The sequence below is a fragment of the Microbacterium sp. J1-1 genome (genome assembly GCF_024498615.1).
Classification (GTDB): domain Bacteria; phylum Actinomycetota; class Actinomycetes; order Actinomycetales; family Microbacteriaceae; genus Microbacterium; species Microbacterium aurugineum.
In genome coordinates this window covers 298,695-315,382 of sequence record NZ_CP089590.1, presented here as the reverse complement: position 1 = coordinate 315,382, position 16,688 = coordinate 298,695, and the positions used below count along the sequence as shown (strand labels likewise).

General features: G+C 69.7%; 16 protein-coding genes. 4 read left to right on the top strand and 12 right to left on the bottom strand.

The annotated features are described in order from the left end of the window. Positions 1 to 39 precede the first annotated feature (39 nt). The 7 genes from LRQ07_RS01495 to LRQ07_RS01465 all read right to left on the bottom strand — a co-directional run bounded on the left by LRQ07_RS01495 (position 40) and on the right by LRQ07_RS01465 (position 6,875). A complete protein-coding gene (locus tag LRQ07_RS01495) occupies positions 40 to 270 on the bottom strand; it encodes a hypothetical protein (protein ID WP_232762805.1) in 231 nt (76 codons plus the stop codon). Positions 271 to 378: 108 nt separating this feature from the next. Continuing rightward, positions 379 to 1,437: a DUF998 domain-containing protein gene (locus LRQ07_RS01490; RefSeq protein WP_256535628.1), complete on the bottom strand. Its 1,059-nt coding sequence runs from the start codon at positions 1,435 to 1,437 to the stop codon at positions 379 to 381. 71 nt (positions 1,438 to 1,508) lie between these two features. Then, positions 1,509 to 3,059, bottom strand: coding sequence for a hydantoinase/oxoprolinase family protein (locus tag LRQ07_RS01485; protein ID WP_256535627.1), 1,551 nt, complete (start codon positions 3,057 to 3,059; stop codon positions 1,509 to 1,511). Then, positions 3,059 to 4,207, bottom strand: a complete 1,149-nt coding sequence (locus LRQ07_RS01480; protein ID WP_256535626.1) for a DUF917 domain-containing protein — start codon at positions 4,205 to 4,207, stop codon at positions 3,059 to 3,061. The genes LRQ07_RS01485 and LRQ07_RS01480 overlap by 1 nt, the downstream gene beginning before the upstream one ends. After that, entirely contained in the window at positions 4,204 to 5,517 is a 1,314-nt protein-coding gene (locus tag LRQ07_RS01475; protein WP_232762809.1) for a cytosine permease, read from the bottom strand. Before LRQ07_RS01475 ends, LRQ07_RS01480 begins: the two co-directional genes overlap by 4 nt. 187 nt (positions 5,518 to 5,704) lie before the next feature. Then, entirely contained in the window at positions 5,705 to 6,283 is a 579-nt protein-coding gene (locus LRQ07_RS01470; RefSeq protein WP_256535625.1) for a TetR/AcrR family transcriptional regulator, read from the bottom strand. Positions 6,284 to 6,419: 136 nt separating this feature from the next. Next, positions 6,420 to 6,875: an SRPBCC family protein gene (locus LRQ07_RS01465; protein ID WP_256535624.1), complete on the bottom strand. Its 456-nt coding sequence runs from the start codon at positions 6,873 to 6,875 to the stop codon at positions 6,420 to 6,422. Positions 6,876 to 7,041: 166 nt separating this feature from the next. Here LRQ07_RS01465 and LRQ07_RS01460 point away from each other — a divergent pair, with 166 nt between their 5' ends. The 4 genes from LRQ07_RS01460 (at position 7,042) to LRQ07_RS01445 (ending at position 12,462) form a co-directional block, all read left to right on the top strand. Continuing rightward, positions 7,042 to 8,079, top strand: coding sequence for an FUSC family protein (locus LRQ07_RS01460; protein ID WP_047523288.1), 1,038 nt, complete (start codon positions 7,042 to 7,044; stop codon positions 8,077 to 8,079). Between the two features lie 89 nt (positions 8,080 to 8,168). Further along, on the top strand, positions 8,169 to 8,837 hold the full coding sequence (locus LRQ07_RS01455; RefSeq protein ID WP_256535623.1) for a DNA alkylation repair protein: 669 nt from the start codon (positions 8,169 to 8,171) through the stop codon (positions 8,835 to 8,837). A 191-nt stretch (positions 8,838 to 9,028) separates the two neighbouring features. Beyond that, entirely contained in the window at positions 9,029 to 9,742 is a 714-nt protein-coding gene (gene deoD, locus LRQ07_RS01450; RefSeq protein ID WP_131492010.1) for a purine-nucleoside phosphorylase, read from the top strand. 185 nt (positions 9,743 to 9,927) lie between these two features. Further along, complete coding sequence (locus tag LRQ07_RS01445; RefSeq protein WP_248539507.1) at positions 9,928 to 12,462, top strand: DEAD/DEAH box helicase; 2,535 nt, start codon at positions 9,928 to 9,930, stop codon at positions 12,460 to 12,462. A gap of 13 nt (positions 12,463 to 12,475) precedes the next feature. Here LRQ07_RS01445 and LRQ07_RS01440 read toward each other — a convergent pair whose 3' ends face one another. From LRQ07_RS01440 to LRQ07_RS01420, 5 genes are read right to left on the bottom strand one after another with little or no spacing between them, the layout of a single operon-like run. Continuing rightward, positions 12,476 to 12,865: a VOC family protein gene (locus LRQ07_RS01440; RefSeq protein ID WP_232762815.1), complete on the bottom strand. Its 390-nt coding sequence runs from the start codon at positions 12,863 to 12,865 to the stop codon at positions 12,476 to 12,478. A 40-nt stretch (positions 12,866 to 12,905) separates the two neighbouring features. Next, positions 12,906 to 13,949 carry an acyltransferase family protein gene (locus LRQ07_RS01435; RefSeq protein WP_256535622.1) on the bottom strand — a complete coding sequence of 348 codons (1,044 nt, stop codon included), beginning with the start codon at positions 13,947 to 13,949 and terminating at the stop codon, positions 12,906 to 12,908. Next, complete coding sequence (locus LRQ07_RS01430; RefSeq protein ID WP_131492006.1) at positions 13,946 to 14,896, bottom strand: D-alanine--D-alanine ligase; 951 nt, start codon at positions 14,894 to 14,896, stop codon at positions 13,946 to 13,948. Before LRQ07_RS01430 ends, LRQ07_RS01435 begins: the two co-directional genes overlap by 4 nt. Next, positions 14,893 to 16,017: an alanine racemase gene (gene alr / locus LRQ07_RS01425; RefSeq protein WP_256535621.1), complete on the bottom strand. Its 1,125-nt coding sequence runs from the start codon at positions 16,015 to 16,017 to the stop codon at positions 14,893 to 14,895. Before alr ends, LRQ07_RS01430 begins: the two co-directional genes overlap by 4 nt. After that, positions 16,014 to 16,679: a M15 family metallopeptidase gene (locus tag LRQ07_RS01420; RefSeq protein ID WP_256535620.1), complete on the bottom strand. Its 666-nt coding sequence runs from the start codon at positions 16,677 to 16,679 to the stop codon at positions 16,014 to 16,016. The genes alr and LRQ07_RS01420 overlap by 4 nt, the downstream gene beginning before the upstream one ends. Positions 16,680 to 16,688: the final 9 nt, after the last annotated feature.

The following is a 16,688-nucleotide window of genomic DNA, read 5'->3' as shown; positions in this document are numbered from 1 at the left end:
TCGGCACGGCCTGCAACGCGCGCTTCGCGAGGACGCCGCTCACTGCGCGGGAGCTGCCGCAGCGTCGCACCGAGCGGACGTGGGTGGCGTCGCCGACCGCCGCCGGGCGCTGCCGAACGCGCGGCGCAGGATGCGTCGGACGGCTCCCTCCGGACGCGGCCGGATCTGGTCGGCGTGCTCGATGAGGAAGAGGCGTCGGGCGGCGGCACGCTCCATCTGCTCCTGGTCGTGCCGGGTCAGCTGTTCGCTGAGATACGGGTGCTCGTACATGGGGTCTCCTCGATGGTTCTGCGTATCCCTAGAGTCCGCTCTGAGGGGGCACCTGGACATCGGGCAGATGCCCTATCTTTCGGATTCCGGTGTCTAGGGATGCCGGCACTACGCGTGTCGGGGGCGCATCAGGGAGGTGCGCGCCGAGGGGCGGGAGGTACCCGGCGCGAGGATCGCGAGGACGCGCACGAGGGTCGCCATCCACAGCAGTCCGAGCCCGACGACGATGGCTTCGACAGCGGTGGTCGAGTACAGCCCGAACGGGATCCACAGCACGATCGCGACCGCGAGGAGGAGGCCCACCCCGATCGACGTGATCAGCAGAGCGCGTGGTCGCCCGGGGATCGATGCCACGGTGGTCGCCGCCGCCACGGCGAACAGCACGAGAGTCGCGAAGGCGGCGATGTCGTGCGGGAACGGCACCCGGTGCAGCGGCAGCAGCCCGACCGCAGCGAGCGCGACGCCCGTCGCCGCCCATGCCCCGACCACGACGGCGAGCCGAGGGAGGGCGGCATCGCCGAGGAGGCGGTGCAGGTCGCGGCCGATGTACGACCCCACGGTCGCGACGAGGAGGCCGGCGACCAGGAGGGTTCCGTTGAAAGCCCACGACCCGGAGCCCAGCTGCGAGAAATTCTCCTCCCACCATCGCGGATCGGCCGCCGTGACCATGGCGAAGAGCGTGCCGATCACGAGGAACCCGAACAGGAGCGCGGACAGGTCGGCGGTGCGCAGTCCGATACCGGCCCCGAACGCGAAGCGCCCGCCGACGGCCGAGGCCACGCCGGTCAGGAGCCCACCCCCGATCGCGGCGAGCTGCAACCCCTGAAGGCCCGCCGCCAGAACCTCGGCGGTCAGCAGCACGCCCATCATCGTGACGGCTCCGAACGCGACAGTCAGGGCGATCGACGAGAGGTCGGACACCACCGCCTGCCAGCGCGGCATGGGCGCCGTCTCCCCACGCCGGTGCATCAGCGTGCTCGTGAGGAAGGCCGCCGCGGCGATCACCCCCGCGATCACCGCGGCCGGCATCGCGAGGGCTTCCGTACCCGTGAGCGGGCGCGCGGCGGGACCCAGGATCAGGATGCCCGCGATCGTGCCGACGACGAAGCAGATCACGGTCGCCCAGACCGCAGTGGTCTCGCCGCGCAGCCTCGCGTCCTGATCCATGCGCCCATGCAAGCACGCACCTATGACGGACGGAACCCCCGCTCTTTCGAGGTCGTTCCGTCGACAGCGTCTCAGGCCGCCAGACGACCGACCGCTCTGGCGCGGATGAGCACGGCGGTGCCGTCGGAGTACGCCACCGGCAGCTCCTCCACCGCGACGACCTCGATCGTCGCCGGGTCCGCGCCCGCGAGCCGCGCACGCTCGGTCGCCTCTGCGGCGGCGTCCGCACGGGAGGCCCGTCGGTCGGACGGGTCTACCCGGTAGATCTTCTCGACCTGCCCGGCGACCTCGCCGAGGGCCGCGCCCACCGCGTTCGCCGCGCCGAAATGGTCGGGGCGGATCAGTTCGGTGACGCCGTCGAGCTCGGTCGGCGCGATGATGCCGCCACCCCCGACCAGGATGACCGGGACCGGTGCGGCGTTCGGCTTCATCCGGTCGATCGAGTCCTCGAGGATCTCGCGCATCGCACTCCAGGCCGCGGCGCCGACCGCCTCAGGAACAGCGGGCGCCTCGAGTCCGTCGATCCCGGCCCCTCCGACCGCGAGCGCGATGTCGGTGGCCGTGAGGGTGTCCCCTCCGAAGGCCAGGCCCTCCTGAGGAAGCCGATAGCCGACGCTGTCGGGGCCGACCGTCGTGCCCGCCTCGGTCTCGCGGATGATCGTGCCGCCGCCGAGTCCGACCGACAGCACGTCGGGCATGCGGAAGTTGGTGCGGATGCCGCCGATCTCGACCGCGTGGGCCGATTGGCGGGGGAACCCGTCGACCAGCACGCCGATGTCGGTCGTGGTGCCACCGATGTCGACCACCAGGGCATCCGTCGCCCCGGAGAGGTGCGCGGCGCCGCGGATGGAGTTCGTGGGTCCGCACCCGATCGTCAGCACCGGGAACTCGAGCGCGTACTCGAGCTGCATGAGGGTGCCGTCGTTCTGGCCGAAGTAGGGCGTGGCGGGGATGCCGCGCTCGCGCAGGGCCGCCACGAAGCCTGCGGCCATCTGCCGGAGTGTCTGCATCAGCGCCGCGTTCAGCACGGTCGCGTTCTCGCGCTCGAGCAGTCCGAGCGAGCCGATGCGCGCCGACCGCGACACGGGAACACCCAGCTCCTCCGTCACGATGGTGGCGACCCGCTCCTCCTGGCTTTCGTCGATCGGGGCGAACACTCCCACGACGGCGACCGCGTCGACCTCGCCGCGCATCCGTGCACAGGCCTCGCGCACGGCATCTTCATCGATCGGGGAGAGCACTCGGCCGTCGACCTCGAAACCGCCGGCCAGCAGGTGCGCGTGCTCACCGATCGACGCCCGCAGATCGTCCGGCCACCCCTCCAGCGGAGGAACCGCGGTGGTGGCCGGTGCACCGAGTCGGAGGATGCCCACACGGCCGAGCCCGCGGCGCTCCACGATCGCGTTGGTGCAGTGGGTGGTGCCGAGCATGGCGTGCCCGATCAGCGCGGCATCGACGCCGGAGGCCGCGAGCACCGCGTCGATGGCCGCGGCCACGCCGTCGCCGGTGTCGGCCGTGGTCGGCCGCTTGACCGACGCGACGACGTCGAGCCGCTCGTCGAGGATGACGGCGTCGGTGTTCGTGCCGCCGACGTCGATGCCGAGGCGATACGTGCCGGCCATCACGCGGCGTCCTCGTCCGCCGTGCGCGCACCGGAGCGCTGCGCGATGTCTTCGACCGGGACCCACTCCACGTCGTACCCGAAGTGGGCGGGTCCGGCGGTCTCCAGACCGATGGGCGTACGCCACTTGTCGTGGCAGGGGATCGCGACCACCGCGACCCGCGCGCCGTACCGGAGGGACTCCGTCGTGATCGGCATGCCCGTCGCCAGATCGAGCACGGCGATCAGATCGGGGGTCACGGCCGCGAGCACGCCATCGCGGCGTCCGAGCAGCATCTCGTTCTGGAAATCGAGCCGGAACGCACTCCCCCGGTCGGCGCCGACACCGACCAGCTCGGCCGCGCCGCGCGTGAATCCACCGTCCACGGCACGCTGCAGGTCTGCCACCTTGCCGTCGAACAGGCGCACGGCGTCGAGGTCGGCGCACAGCGCGTCGATGCGCTCGTCGTCTCGAAGCTCGCGTCCGGCAGCATCCCTCCCCCGCAGGATGCGCCCGATGCGCTGAGCGAGTCCGAGAGTGCCGGGGATCGCGCACTCGCGCACGACGTCGCCGCCGTACGCGTAGTCGATCATGGTCGCCCCTCCGCCCATCTCGACGGTGACCGCCCGAGCGATGCGCTCCGACCATCCGCCATCGATCGGGCGGCTCACCACTTCATTGCCGTGATGGTCGACCAGCACGGTCGTGCCGGGTCCGTAGCCGGCCAGGTGGAAGGTGACCATCTGCGCTTCGGGGAACGCCCGACCCATCGCATCGCCGTCGACCACCGGGAGGTCAGCGAGGGCTGCGGCCGCGATCGGGATCATCGAGTTGCCGCCACCGACTTCGATCGGCATCACCGCTGTCGCCTTGCGACCCACGGCGCGCTCGATCGCGTGCAGGGCCGCGAGCAGCTCGGACTCGGCCTGGATGCGCTCCACGCTCACGGAGGGCGCGCCGATCCCTCCGATCGGGATGACGAAGTCGTCATCGCTCAGGTCTTCGACGGCGATCAGCGGGACCGGCCCGTGGAGGCGGATGAGGCGCTTGGCGATCAGCGAGCCGACGTGCGGGTCGCCACCCCCTCCGGTGCCGAGCACGGCGGCACCGAGGGCGATCTCGTCGATGTCGGCCTCCGTGATCACGGGCGTCGTGACGACAGCGCTCATGCGCTCACCTCGTCCGCGACGGGGGCCGACGCCGACGTCACGCGGCGGCGCAGCGGCAGCAGCACGAGATACGCGACGAAACCCACGAGGAGACCGTCGAGAGCCGAGATAGACGTGAGGGTGAACCAGCCGAAGCCCGGGCCGTCCGCCGGATTCGTCGTCGCGACGGCGACGAAGATCCCGACCACCCAGGCTGCGATCGACCAGCCGTCGACCAGCGGCACGGTGGCGCCGTGCGCCCAGCGCGCCGTCTTGCGGCCCGTGAAGAACGACGCCAGGTACACACCGCCGTAGGGGGCGATGATCGTGCCGATGACGAGGATGAACTGCACGAAGTAGTCGGCAGCGCCGATCACGCCGACGACGATGCCGATGGCGCCGAGCACGATCGTGACGGTGCGACGACTCAGCCGCTCGCTGATCGACGCGAACGAGAGTCCGGCCGAGTAGAGGTTGGTGGTGTTCGTGGTCCACTGCGCCAGGATCAGCACGATCACGGCGACACCGCCGAGGCCGAGCGCGAAGAAGATCGCCATCAGCTCGGTGCCGTCCATGATGCGGGCGAGCAGGATCGCGACGACCAGGATGATCGAGTTGCCGAAGAAGAACCCCACGAAGCCGGCGATCATGGCCTGCTTCGGGGTCTTCGCCCACCGCGCCATGTCGGGGGCGAGCACGACGCCGAGGATGAAGATGCCCATGACGAGCGACACCGCCCCGCCGAAGGTGAAGGTCGCCTCGACCGGAGCCCGGAGACCCGCCGCCCCGTTCACCGTGAATGCGACGATGACGCCGACGACCAGCAGCAGAAGCAGCAGCGGCACCGCAAGGGTGCTGAGTCGGTTGATGGAGCGGTACCCCCAGAACGCGGTGATCGCCATCAGCACGCCGCCGATCGCGGTGAACACCTGCACCGGCACGTCGACGCCGGTGAACTCGGCGAACGCGATCTGCGCGTTCGCACCGAAGAATCCGGCCTGCACGGCATACCAGCCGACCAGACTCACGGCGATCGCCAGGGCGAGGATCGCGCCGCCGATGCGGCCGAACACGGCTCGGGAGATCATCGCGGTGGAGAGCCCGGTGGCGGCGCCGACGTAGGCGCAGGCCATCGCGAGCAGTCCGAGCAGGAGGGATCCGAGCATCGTGGCACCGATCGCCGGCCAGAAGGCCATACCGGAAGCGAGAGAGACGCCGAGGAACGCCCCGGAGAGGTCGATGCCGATCGCGATCCACACGATGGCGATCGACAGCCAGCTCTTGCGCTGGTCCTGCGGCACGACACCGTGCTCATAGTCGGTGGTGGTCATCATCTTTTCCTTGAGAAGTGGCCCTGCGAGTCCGTCGGCGGGGATTCGGGTTCCCGGAATGCGGACGACTCGCAGGGCGGGTCGGGGGCGGCCTGTCTGTGCGGCCGGGTCGTGCGATGCCGGGTCGGAGTTCGTGGCTCCGCGCCGGCGAGGGGTGGTGGTGTCAGCCGCATCGCTGCGGCGGGGTTCATCGGGACAGGATCGTGGAGAGGTGTCGCCAGGCTTGATCGAAGCGCTCGCGGTAGATCTCAGGCGAGTAGTGGGTGAGCTGGAGGAAGAGGCCGTCCATGACCACGAACACCAGCGCCGTGAAGCCCTCGGCGTCGCCGGCGGCGAAGGTTCCTGCCGCGACACCGTCGTCATAGGTCTGGCGCACGGCAGCCGCGAGGGTCGACTCCGAGTCGAGGAAGATCTGTCGCAGCTGCTCGCCAGCGGGTCCGTACTCGGTGACCGCCGCCCTGAGGCTGAACTCCGCGAGGTCGGGTCGGTCGCGGTAGTACGCCTCGATACCGCCGAGGATGTGGTGCAGGCGTGCGAGCGGCTCCAACGCCGAGCTGCGCTGGAGGAGCTCGTCGAAGAACGCGGTGTGATCGACCGAGACCCCGGCGTAGACCTCGGCGTACAGCGCTTCCTTGCTGGGGAAGTGTGCGTAGAGGGAGGGCGTCTTGATCCCGACGGCCTCGGCGATCTCGCGCAGGCTCGTCTCGGCGTACCCCTGGCGCGCGAAGATCGTGCGGGCCTCCGTGAGGATCGTTGCTCTGGTCATCATTTACCTAACGACTATTAGTTAGGCAGAGCGTAACCCCGCATCTCCGCTGTTCGCAAGGCCCACCTCGTCAGACGCCGGCATGGAGAAGGCCCGACGGTGGAACCGTCGGGCCTTCTCTGCATCTGATCTCCGGTCAGGCTTCCACGTCACCGCGCCACGAGCCGGTCTCGACCTCGCGGCCCTCGATGAACTCCTTGAAGTTCTCGAGGTCCTTCTTCACGGCATGACCCCCCACGCCGACCAGCGAGCCCACCTTCTCGAGCAGACCCTCGGGGGCCCAATCCAACTGCACCGTCACACGGGTCGAGTTGTCGGTGAGCTTGTGGAAAGTCACCGCGCCCGCGTGCTCGGTCTCGCCACCCGTGCTGTTCCAGGCGACACGCTCGTCGGGATGCTGCTCGGTGATCTCGGCGTCGAACTCGCGTACGGCACCGCCCACCTTCACCTTCCAGTGCGTGTGCGTGTCGTCGATCTGCGTGATCGACTCCACCTCTTGGAGGAACTTCGGGAAGCTCTCGAACTGCGTCCACTGGTTGTATGCCGTGCGGACAGGAACGTCGACGTCCATGGTCTCGATGATCTGCACCATGTGATGCTCCTCACTGTTCTTCGTTCGCGTCATCCCATTCAGCCGCACACCGCGAGGTTCGGCGACGGGGTTGACATCTGCTGCAGGCTTCCCGATATCCAGCCGCAACACGATCCTCCGCAGCGGCGCTCCCCGGCGCACAGGGCGGCACGACTACCGTGGAGGCATGCGCATCCCCGCCGCGATCCGCGCCTCCCAGCGTTCTCCGCTGCTGCAGGTCGTGAAGTCGGCCGCAGCGACGATCGCCGCGTGGCTCATCGCCGGATGGGTCTTCCCCGCGCAGCTGCCCGTCTTCGCCGCGATCGCCGCCCTCCTGGTCGTGCAGCCCAGCGTGAACCAGTCGCTGTCAAAGGCGCTCGAACGCAGCATCGGGGTGATCGCGGGAGTCGTGATCGCCGTCGCCCTGGGTCTGCTGTTCGGATCGCCGACCTGGATCGTGCTGCTCGCGATCGTCGTGGCGATGCTGGTCGCGTGGGTCTTCCGGGCCTCACCGGGAACGGGCAACCAGGTCGCGATCTCGGCGATGCTGGTGCTGGCGCTGGGCTCGTCGAGTCCTGAGTACGCGTTCGCACGCATCGTGGAGACGCTGATCGGCGTGGCCATCGGCATCGTGGTGAACGCCCTCATCGTCCCTCCCGTGCTGGTCGCCCCGGCTCTGCGGGATGTCAGTCTCCTCGGGCGCGAACTCGCCGCGAGCCTCGACCGACTCGCCGTCGCGCTCCCGGAACCGCAGACGCCCGCACAGCTGCAGGAACTGATGCTCGAAGTACGCCTGCTGCGGCCGATGAAGGACGCTGCAGACGCCTCGATCGCCGCCGGAGAGGAGTCGCTCACGCTGAACCCGCGGCGCTCCACCCACCGCGCGGAGCTGCGGGAGATGCGGGAGCTCCTCGAGCGGCTGTCCCCGATCGTGACCCAGACGATCGGCATGACCCGGGCCTACTTCGACCACTACGACGACACGATCGGCGAGGAGCCGGCCGTGGTCGCGATCGCCGAGCAGCTGCGGCGGGCCGGCCACGACGTCCGCCTCGCGGTGCAGGTCGCCGAGGCGTCGCCGGAACCCGAGACGTTGACCTCCACGATCCCCGCGCTCACCGCCCCGCTCGTGCTGCGCCCGCCGTCCTCCCAGCACTGGATCCTGATCGGCTCACTCATGGAGGATCTGCGCCGGATCAGGGGAGAGCTGCTCGACGAGGACTGACCCGTCGGCCTTTCGAATCGCGCAAAGTGCTGCATCCGACGCCGATTTCGGACCATTCACGCGATTCGAAAGCCGCTTACCCTGGAGGCATGTCCGACGTCACCGTTGCCGAAGCCCTCGACGAACTCGCCGCGCTCGAGGATCCGAAGATGCGCGCCGCCAACGAGAAGCGCGGCGACGACCACGGGATCAACCTCAGCCGGATGCGCGCGTTGGCCAAGAAGATCAAGACGGACCAGCCCCTCGCGCAGGAGCTGTGGGCGACCGGCGAGACCTCGGCACGGCTGCTGGCCCTGCTGATCTGCCGCCCGCGCGACTTCACCGCCGATGAGCTCGACGCCATGCTGCGCGAGACCCGCCCGCCGAAGGTCAACGACTGGTTCGTGAACTACGTCGCCAAGAAGACACCGCTGGCCGAGGAACTGCGGCTGCGCTGGTTCGACGACGCCGACCCGACCGTGGCCGCCGCCGCCTGGTCGCTCATGACCGTGCGGGTGATGAAGGACGCGGACGGACTCGACCTGCCGCACCTGCTGGACCTGATCGAGCGCGACCTGAAGGATGCACCGCCACGGCTGCAGTGGGCCATGAACGAGGCCCTCGCCAACATCGGCATCTTCCATCCGGAGCACCGCGCGAGGGCTCGGGACATCGGTGAGCGTCTGCAGGTCCTCGCCGACTACCCGACCGCCCCGGGCTGCACCTCGCCCTTCGCCCCACTCTGGATCGACGAACTCGTCCGACGCCGCGAGGGCTGAGGCGCTCACATCGTGAAGGAGAACCCACACCCTGAAGGAGAACTCCCGTTGTGAAGGAGAACTCACTTCCTGAAGGAGAACTCACAGCCTGAAGGTCCGCATCCGGGATCCGCTCCTTCATTCCGTGAGTTCTCCTTCACGAGCCGCGTTCGTCCGGACGGATACGTGTGGGCGCTGGATACGCTGAGGTCATGAGCACCCACATCGCGGCAGAGCCCGGTCAGATCGCCCCCATCGTCCTGTTCCCCGGCGATCCGCTGCGGGCGAAGTGGATCGCCGAGACGTTCCTCGAGGATGCAGAACTGTACTCCGAGACGCGCGGAATGCTGGGCTTCACGGGCACCTGGGAAGGGCACCGCGTCTCGGTCCAGGGTTCGGGGATGGGTCAGCCCTCGATGGCGATCTATGCGAACGAACTGTTCGACTCCTACGACGTGCAGACGATCGTGCGGGTCGGCTCGTGCGGAGCGCTGACCGAGGATGTGCGGATCCGCGACATCATCATCGCCAACGGTGCCAGCACGGACTCCGGCATCAACCGGGTGCGCTTCCACGGACTCGACTACGCGCCCGTGGCCGACTTCTCCCTGCTGCGCGCCGCGGTCGAGGCGAGTGAGGCCGAGACCCTCGAGTCGACCGTGCACGTGGGGCAGCTCTTCTCGAGCGACCAGTTCTACAGCACCCGACCCGAGCTCACGGAACCCTTCGTGCGGCACGGCATCCTCGGCGTCGAGATGGAGGCCGCCGGTCTCTACACGCTCGCGGCGTACTACGGTCGGCGTGCCCTCGCGATCTGCACCGTGAGCGACCACATCGTCACCGGCGAGCAGACGACCGCGCAGGAGCGCGAGCAGACCTTCGGAGACATGATCCGCATCGCGCTGCGCGCAGCGACCACGGTCTGACCACCACGCAGCGACGGAGACCCCACGCTACGAAGGAGAACTCGCGATTCGAAGGAGCGATTCCCCGGACGAGCCCTTCGAATCGCGAGATCTCCTACACAACAGGCGGCAGGGCGGCAGGGCGGCAGGGCGGCAGAGCGGCGGGACGAACGGACGGGACGAACGGATGGGATGATCGAGGGACCATGACTTCCTCGCCGCGGCTCGACCCCGCCATCGTTCCGGACGCCGCGGACCCGGACGCCGTCTACCTCGCATTCGTCGAATGGGCGGAGTCGACCGGCATCCGGCTGTATCCCGCGCAGGACGAGGCGGTCATCGAGATCGTCTCCGGCAACAACCTGATCCTGTCCACCCCCACCGGCACCGGGAAGTCGCTCGTCGCGATCGGCGCGCACTTCAGCGCACTGGTCGCCGGACGGCGCAGCTACTACACGGCACCGATCAAGGCACTCGTGAGCGAGAAGTTCTTCGCGCTGGTCGACGTGTTCGGGGCCGAGAACGTCGGGATGGTCACGGGCGACTCCGCGGTCAACGCCGACGCGCCCATCATCTGCTGCACGGCCGAGATCCTCGCGAACCTCTCGCTGCGCCAGGGCGCCGATGCCGACGTCGGCCAGGTCGTGATGGACGAGTTCCACTTCTACGCCGACCCCGACCGCGGGTGGGCGTGGCAGGTGCCGCTGCTCGAGCTGCCGCAGGCGCAGTTCGTCCTGATGTCGGCGACCCTCGGCGATGTCACCGAACTCGCGGCGGACCTCACCCGCCGCACGGGCCGCGAGACGGCGACGGTCACCGGCGTCGAGCGCCCTGTGCCCCTGCACTTCTTCTACGAGACGACCCCGATCCACGAGACGATCGACGATCTGCTGAGCACCGGGCAGGCGCCGATCTACATCGTGCACTTCTCGCAGGCGGCCGCGATGGAGCGGGCCCAGGCGCTGTCGAGCACCAAGGTTGCCACCCGCGAGCAGCGCGACGAGATCGCGGCGCTGATCGCCCAGTTCCGTTTCACGACCGCGTTCGGCAAGACCCTCTCCCGCTTCCTGCGCGCAGGGATCGGGGTGCATCACGCGGGGATGCTGCCGAAGTACCGCCGCCTGGTCGAACAGCTCGCCCAGCGCGGACTGCTGCGCGTGATCTGCGGCACCGACACGCTCGGCGTCGGCATCAACGTCCCGATCCGGACCGTGCTGCTCACTGCGCTCACGAAGTTCGACGGCTCCCGGATGCGGCAGCTCAACGCCCGCGAGTTCCACCAGATCGCCGGCCGCGCGGGCCGTGCGGGCTACGACACCGCGGGCACGGTCGTCGCGCAGGCCCCCGAGCACGAGAGCGAGAACGTCGCGGCCGTGAAGAAGGCCGGCGACGACCCGAAGAAGAAGCGCAAGATCGTCCGCAAGAAGGCCCCGGACGGTTTCGTGTCGTGGGGTGAGCCGTCGTTCCGCAAGCTCATCGACGCGGTGCCGGAGACACTGACCTCGCACATGCAGATCACGAGCGCGATGATGCTCAACGTGATCGCCCGTGGCGGCGACGTCTTCGCCAATATGCGCGCGCTGGTATATGACAACCACGAGCCGCGGAAGCGCCAGCGCGAGTTGGCGCTCCGGGCCATCGGCATCTACCGCACCCTCCGCGAATCGGGCATCGTCGAGAAGACCCCTGACGGCGACATCCGGCTCACGGTCGACCTGCAGCCGAACTTCGCGCTCAACCAGCCGCTGTCACCCTTCGCCCTCGCCGCGTTCGAGCTGCTGGACCCCGACCCGACCGCGGGCACGGGCACCGGCTCCTACGCTCTCGACATGATCTCGATCGTGGAGTCGACGCTCGACGATCCGCGCGCCGTGCTGAGCCAGCAGGAGTTCCTGGCCCGCGGCGAGGCGGTCGCCGCGATGAAGTCCGAGGGCATCGAGTACGACGAGCGGATGGAGCTGCTCGAGCAGATCACCTACCCGAAGCCGCTCGATGAGCTGCTGTCAGCCGCGTTCGAGACGTTCAGCGCGGCGCAGCCGTGGATCCGCGACTTCGAACTGCACCCCAAGTCCGTGGTGCGCGACATGTACGAGCGAGCCATGTCGTTCGGGGAATATGTCGCGTACTACAAGATCGCGCGGTCCGAGGGCGTGGTGCTGCGCTACCTCTCCGATGCCTACCGTGCGGCCTCGCAGACCATCCCCGAGGAGTTCAAGGATGAGGATCTGCGCGACCTCATCGAGTGGCTGGGCGAGTTGGTCCGCCAGGTCGACTCGAGCCTGCTCGATGAGTGGGAGGAACTGGTCGCGGGCGTCGACAACGGGCGCTTCGATCCTCACGCGCCCGACGAACCGATCGTCCCACCCGCCCCGAAGCGCCTCACGAGCAACATCCGCGCTTTCCGCATCCTGGTCCGGAACGAGCTGTTCCGCCGTGTGCAGCTCGCCGCGCGGGACGACGTCGACGGGCTCGCCGAGCTCGACCCCGGTTTCGGAGCCGACGCCTGGTCCGACGCCCTCGACGGGTACTTCGCCGACCACGACGAGATCCTGACCGGCGCGGACGCCCGTAGTTCGAAGCTGCTGATCCTCACCGAAGGGCCGACCACCTGGACCGCGCGGCAGATCCTCGACGATCCCGCCGGCGACCACGACTGGGGCATCACCGCGACGATCGACCTCGCCGAGTCCGACGACGCCGGTCAGGCCGTGGTCACGGTGACCGGAGTCGACCGGCTGTAGCGGCGTCCGGTCGTCAGGCCTGCAGGACGGCGAGCACGTTGCCCGCAGGGTCGCGGAACCACGCGATGTCCGGGCCCTGACCGTTGCCACGCACGATGCCGCGCGAATCGGAGGGGAACTCCTCGTCGCTGTAGATCTTGGTCTGCACCCCGCGCGCGATGAGCTCGTCCACGGCGGCGTCGACATCCGCCACCGGGAAGTTCAGGATCGTGAAGCTCGCCGGTGTGTGGTTCGGCTTCGCGTACACGAGGATCGACCCGCCGCTCGGCAGCCGCAGGTCGAGGAACCCCATCGCGTTGACCTCGACGTCGAGGCCGAGGGTCGTGCCGTAGAACTCTTTCGCCGCATCGATGTCGTCGACGCTGAATCCGCTGAACGCGTTGTCCGCTGTGAAGGCCGCCATGACTCCAGGATCCGCCGTCCGCCGCCGATTGTCGAGGCCTTCATCGCCGCGGGTGCGGCACCAGGCGGTCGATCGCCTGCAGGGGGTCGAACAGCGCGCCGAGTCCGCCGCGCACGAGCAGCGCATGTACTCCCAGACAGATCGCGATCACCGACGCCGTCAGCACGGGAGGGCCGATGGCTTCGAGCACCGGCGTCGTCCTCCAGTCCGCAGCATCCAGCCCCGCATCGATCAGGGCGAGGGGCATCATGTGCAGCACGTAGATGGGCAGGGTCCGCCGGCCGATCCAGCGCAGCGCTCGGGCGACCACCTCGAGGTGCCGGTCCAGGAGCACGCTGAGCGACACCCCGCACGCCACGGCGATCAGGGCGAGCGCGGGCCACGCCCCTGGCAGCAGACGGAGGGTCAGGCCTGCCACGAGCGCCAGCGCCGCGACGTAGACGGCGGCGAGCGCGAGCGTGCGCCACACCCCGACGCTCTGCGCGAACCGCTCGACGACCGCACGCCCTCGAAGCCCGAGGAGGAAGAAGAACAGATTCTGCACCAACTGCCAGAGGTTGCCGAGGTCGGGGATGACCCCGGCACCGGCGACCGCCGCGATCACGAAGGCCACCGACAGCACGACAGCCGTCGGGAGGCCGCGCGTGAGTCGACCGATCGTCAGGTAGACCGCGAGCGCGAGCAGGTACCAGAGGTTCGTCGGGCTGAGGGTCAGCTGCGCGAGCAATTCCCATCCGTCGTTCGCCCGTGCCGTGTCGAAGTCGGGCGTCAGGGCGAGCACGAACGTCTGGATGAGCACCCACACGACGTAGAGCAGGGCGAGGCGCCCCGCTCGACGACGCCAGGAGCGTGCGCCCACGTCGAGCACTGCCCGCGCGGCGAACACTCCGGATACCAGGAAGAACAGCGGGATCCGCAGCGGGAGCAGCTGCGCGTTCAGCATCACCCAGACGTCTGTCACGGGTCCCGCGCCGGGCATCTCGACCGCGACCTTCGTCACCACGTGCCACAGCACCACGAGGATGATGCAGATGCCCTTCGCGACATCCGGCCAACCGACCCGCGGCGCACGCGCGCCGGTCACGACGCCGCACGCACGAGCCGCGCCACCAGGTCGACGTAGGTCACGCCCGCCGCCGCGAACATCCGCGGCACCTGCGAGGCGGCCGTCAGCCCCGGCATGGTGTTGACCTCGTTCAGCAGCGGACCCCGATCGGTGAGGAAGAAGTCCATCCGCGCGACCCCGTCACAGCCGAGGGCGTCGAAGACCGCGATCGCCGCCCGCTTGAGCGCCGCCACCTCGGCCGCGTCGAGCTGAGCCGGGACCGTGAACCGCGCGCTGCCGTCGTACTTCGTGGCGGTGTCGAACAGCCCGGTCGCGTGGATCTCGAGGGGCGGGGCCGCCCAACGGATGCCACCCTTCTCGCGCAGCACCGCCACGTCGATCTCGCGGGCCCGAACGACCTCCTCGACCAGGATCCGCCGGTCGAAGCGCGCCGCCTCCCGCAGCGCCGCGAGCAGCCCACCCTCCTCGCTCACCAGACTCACGCCGTGGCTGGATCCGGCCGACACCGGCTTGACGACGACCTCCCCCTCGAACTCCACGTCCCCGATATCCTCGGCGGCGACCAGACGACCGCGGGCGGTACCGAGGCCCACTGCTTCCGCGACCAGCTTGGTGGTCCACTTGTCCATGCCGATCGCGCCCGCCCGCAGGCCCGACCCGACCACGCGCACTCCGGCGAGTCCGCACAGGGCCGCGAGCGCGCCATCCTCCCCGAGCGCGCCGTGCACCGCCGGGAAGACCACGTCGGTGCGGGCGAGCAGGGGAAGCGCGAGCGCCAGCGACTCCGCCGCCGAGACCCCGGTCGGGATGCCGTCAGCCCTCCACACCCCCTCGCGATCGATCGTCGCACTCGTGACCTCGTGATCGCCCATGCGCAGCGCGGCGGCGACCGCAGCCGCGGAGGCCAACGACACCTCGTGCTCGGCGTTCTGCCCTCCACCGATGACCAGGACCCTCGTGGTCATGCCACACTCCTCTGCACTCGTGCTCCGATGCCGGTGACGACGGTGTGCGGGATGCTGCCCGCCCACCGCGCCCACTCCTGCACCGACGGCACGACGCCCCCCTCGGGTCCGAACACCGTTGCGACCGCGCCGCGCGGAACCGGCACGGCGCCGGTATCGATCACGATCTGATCCATCGACACCCTCCCCACGACCGGATACCGCGCCCCGTCGATCGCCACGGCCGCCTCCGCCGCGAGCTCCCGCGGGATCCCGTCCGCGTATCCGACGCCCACGACGCTCAGGTGCGTCTCCCGTTCCGTGATGTGCGCGCCCCCGTAGCCGACCGCCGTCCCGGCCGGGACGAGCGCGCTGTGCACGACCGGGGCGGTCCACCGCGCGGCACCGGCCAGCGTCGTCGCCCCGGAGGGGTCGATACCCACCAGCCCCGCACCGATGCGCACCATGTCGAAGTGCGTCCCCGGATCGGTGAGCGCGCCGGACGTCGCCGCGAGATGCACGAGCACCGGCCCGAAGCCGGCCCGGAGCACGGCGTCCCTGCCCTGCCGAAAGCGCAGCACGGCCGCCGCGTTCGCCCGGGGGTCGGCTTCGTCGGCGCGAGGCAGATGTCCCATCACACCCACCACCTCGACCCTGCCCCGCCCGGCGCGTGCGGTGCGGAACAGCTCCTCCCAGTCGTCGAGCGGACACCCGCCCCGGGCCATCCCCGTATCGAGGTGCAGGTGCACGCGGACCGGATCCACGGCGTCGGCGATCAACTGGCGCAGCTCCTCCACAGAGCCGACCGCGACGTCGATGCGAAGCGCCGCGGCCGTCTCCGCATCGGCCCCCGAGGGGTTCAGCCACGAGAGGATCGGCACGGTGAACCCGGCATCGCGCAGGGCGACGGCGTCGGCGACATCGGTGACCCCGAGCCATTCGGCGCCGGCGGCGACCGCGGCCTTGGCGACCGTGACGGCGCCGTGCCCGTAGCCGTCGGCCTTCACCACGGCCATGATGCGCGCGGAGCACGTGGCCCGCACCCGCCGTACGTTCTCGGCGACGGCCTCCGGGATGGTCTGCAGCGTCGGGGCATGAAGGCGGGAGAGAGTCACCCGCGGGGCGGGCAGGAGGGTGGTCATCGCTTCGTCCTCGGGTCGGCGGTGGGGTCGGGCAGCATCTCGGGGCAGCCCTGGTCGACCGCCTCCGGGCGCAGCTCGTAGTGCCACGACTCATTGGCGTAGATCTGGCAGAGCCCGTAGCGCCATCCCCGCTGGACGAGCCAGTCCAAGGCGGGCAGCGGACCGAGGTCGACGGCGTCGCCGGTCACATGCTCCGATGTCTCCGGCGTCGCCACCCATCGCCGCGCTTCCGCCTCGGAGCCGTACTGCGCGATCGCGTCCTGCAGCATCCGTTCCTGCAGCGCGGGGGTGCGCCATCCACTGTTCACCCGGAACGTGACCCCGTCGGCCTCCGCATCCGATGCGGCACGCTGCAGCGCCGCGAGCAGCGACGCGTCGAGGTTGCCCACGGCGGCCCGATCGACGTCGAAGACGGTCGGCTGGTCGCCGTCGCGGATCACCCCGTCGGCCTCGCTCGGGGCGATGACCGACCCTTCGCTCTGCCCACTCGGCCGGGGCGTGGAAGAGGGCAGCGGACCGGTGAGCTCGGCATCGGCGAAGGCCGCGGACAGCGACTGCTGGACGACGAAGGCGACGATCACGGCCAGCGCGAGGCCGATGAGGACCGAAGCGCTCCGGCGGCGGCGCGCTCGCGGTGTGAGAGAAGTGGTGCGGGTGTTCATGCTCCCAGT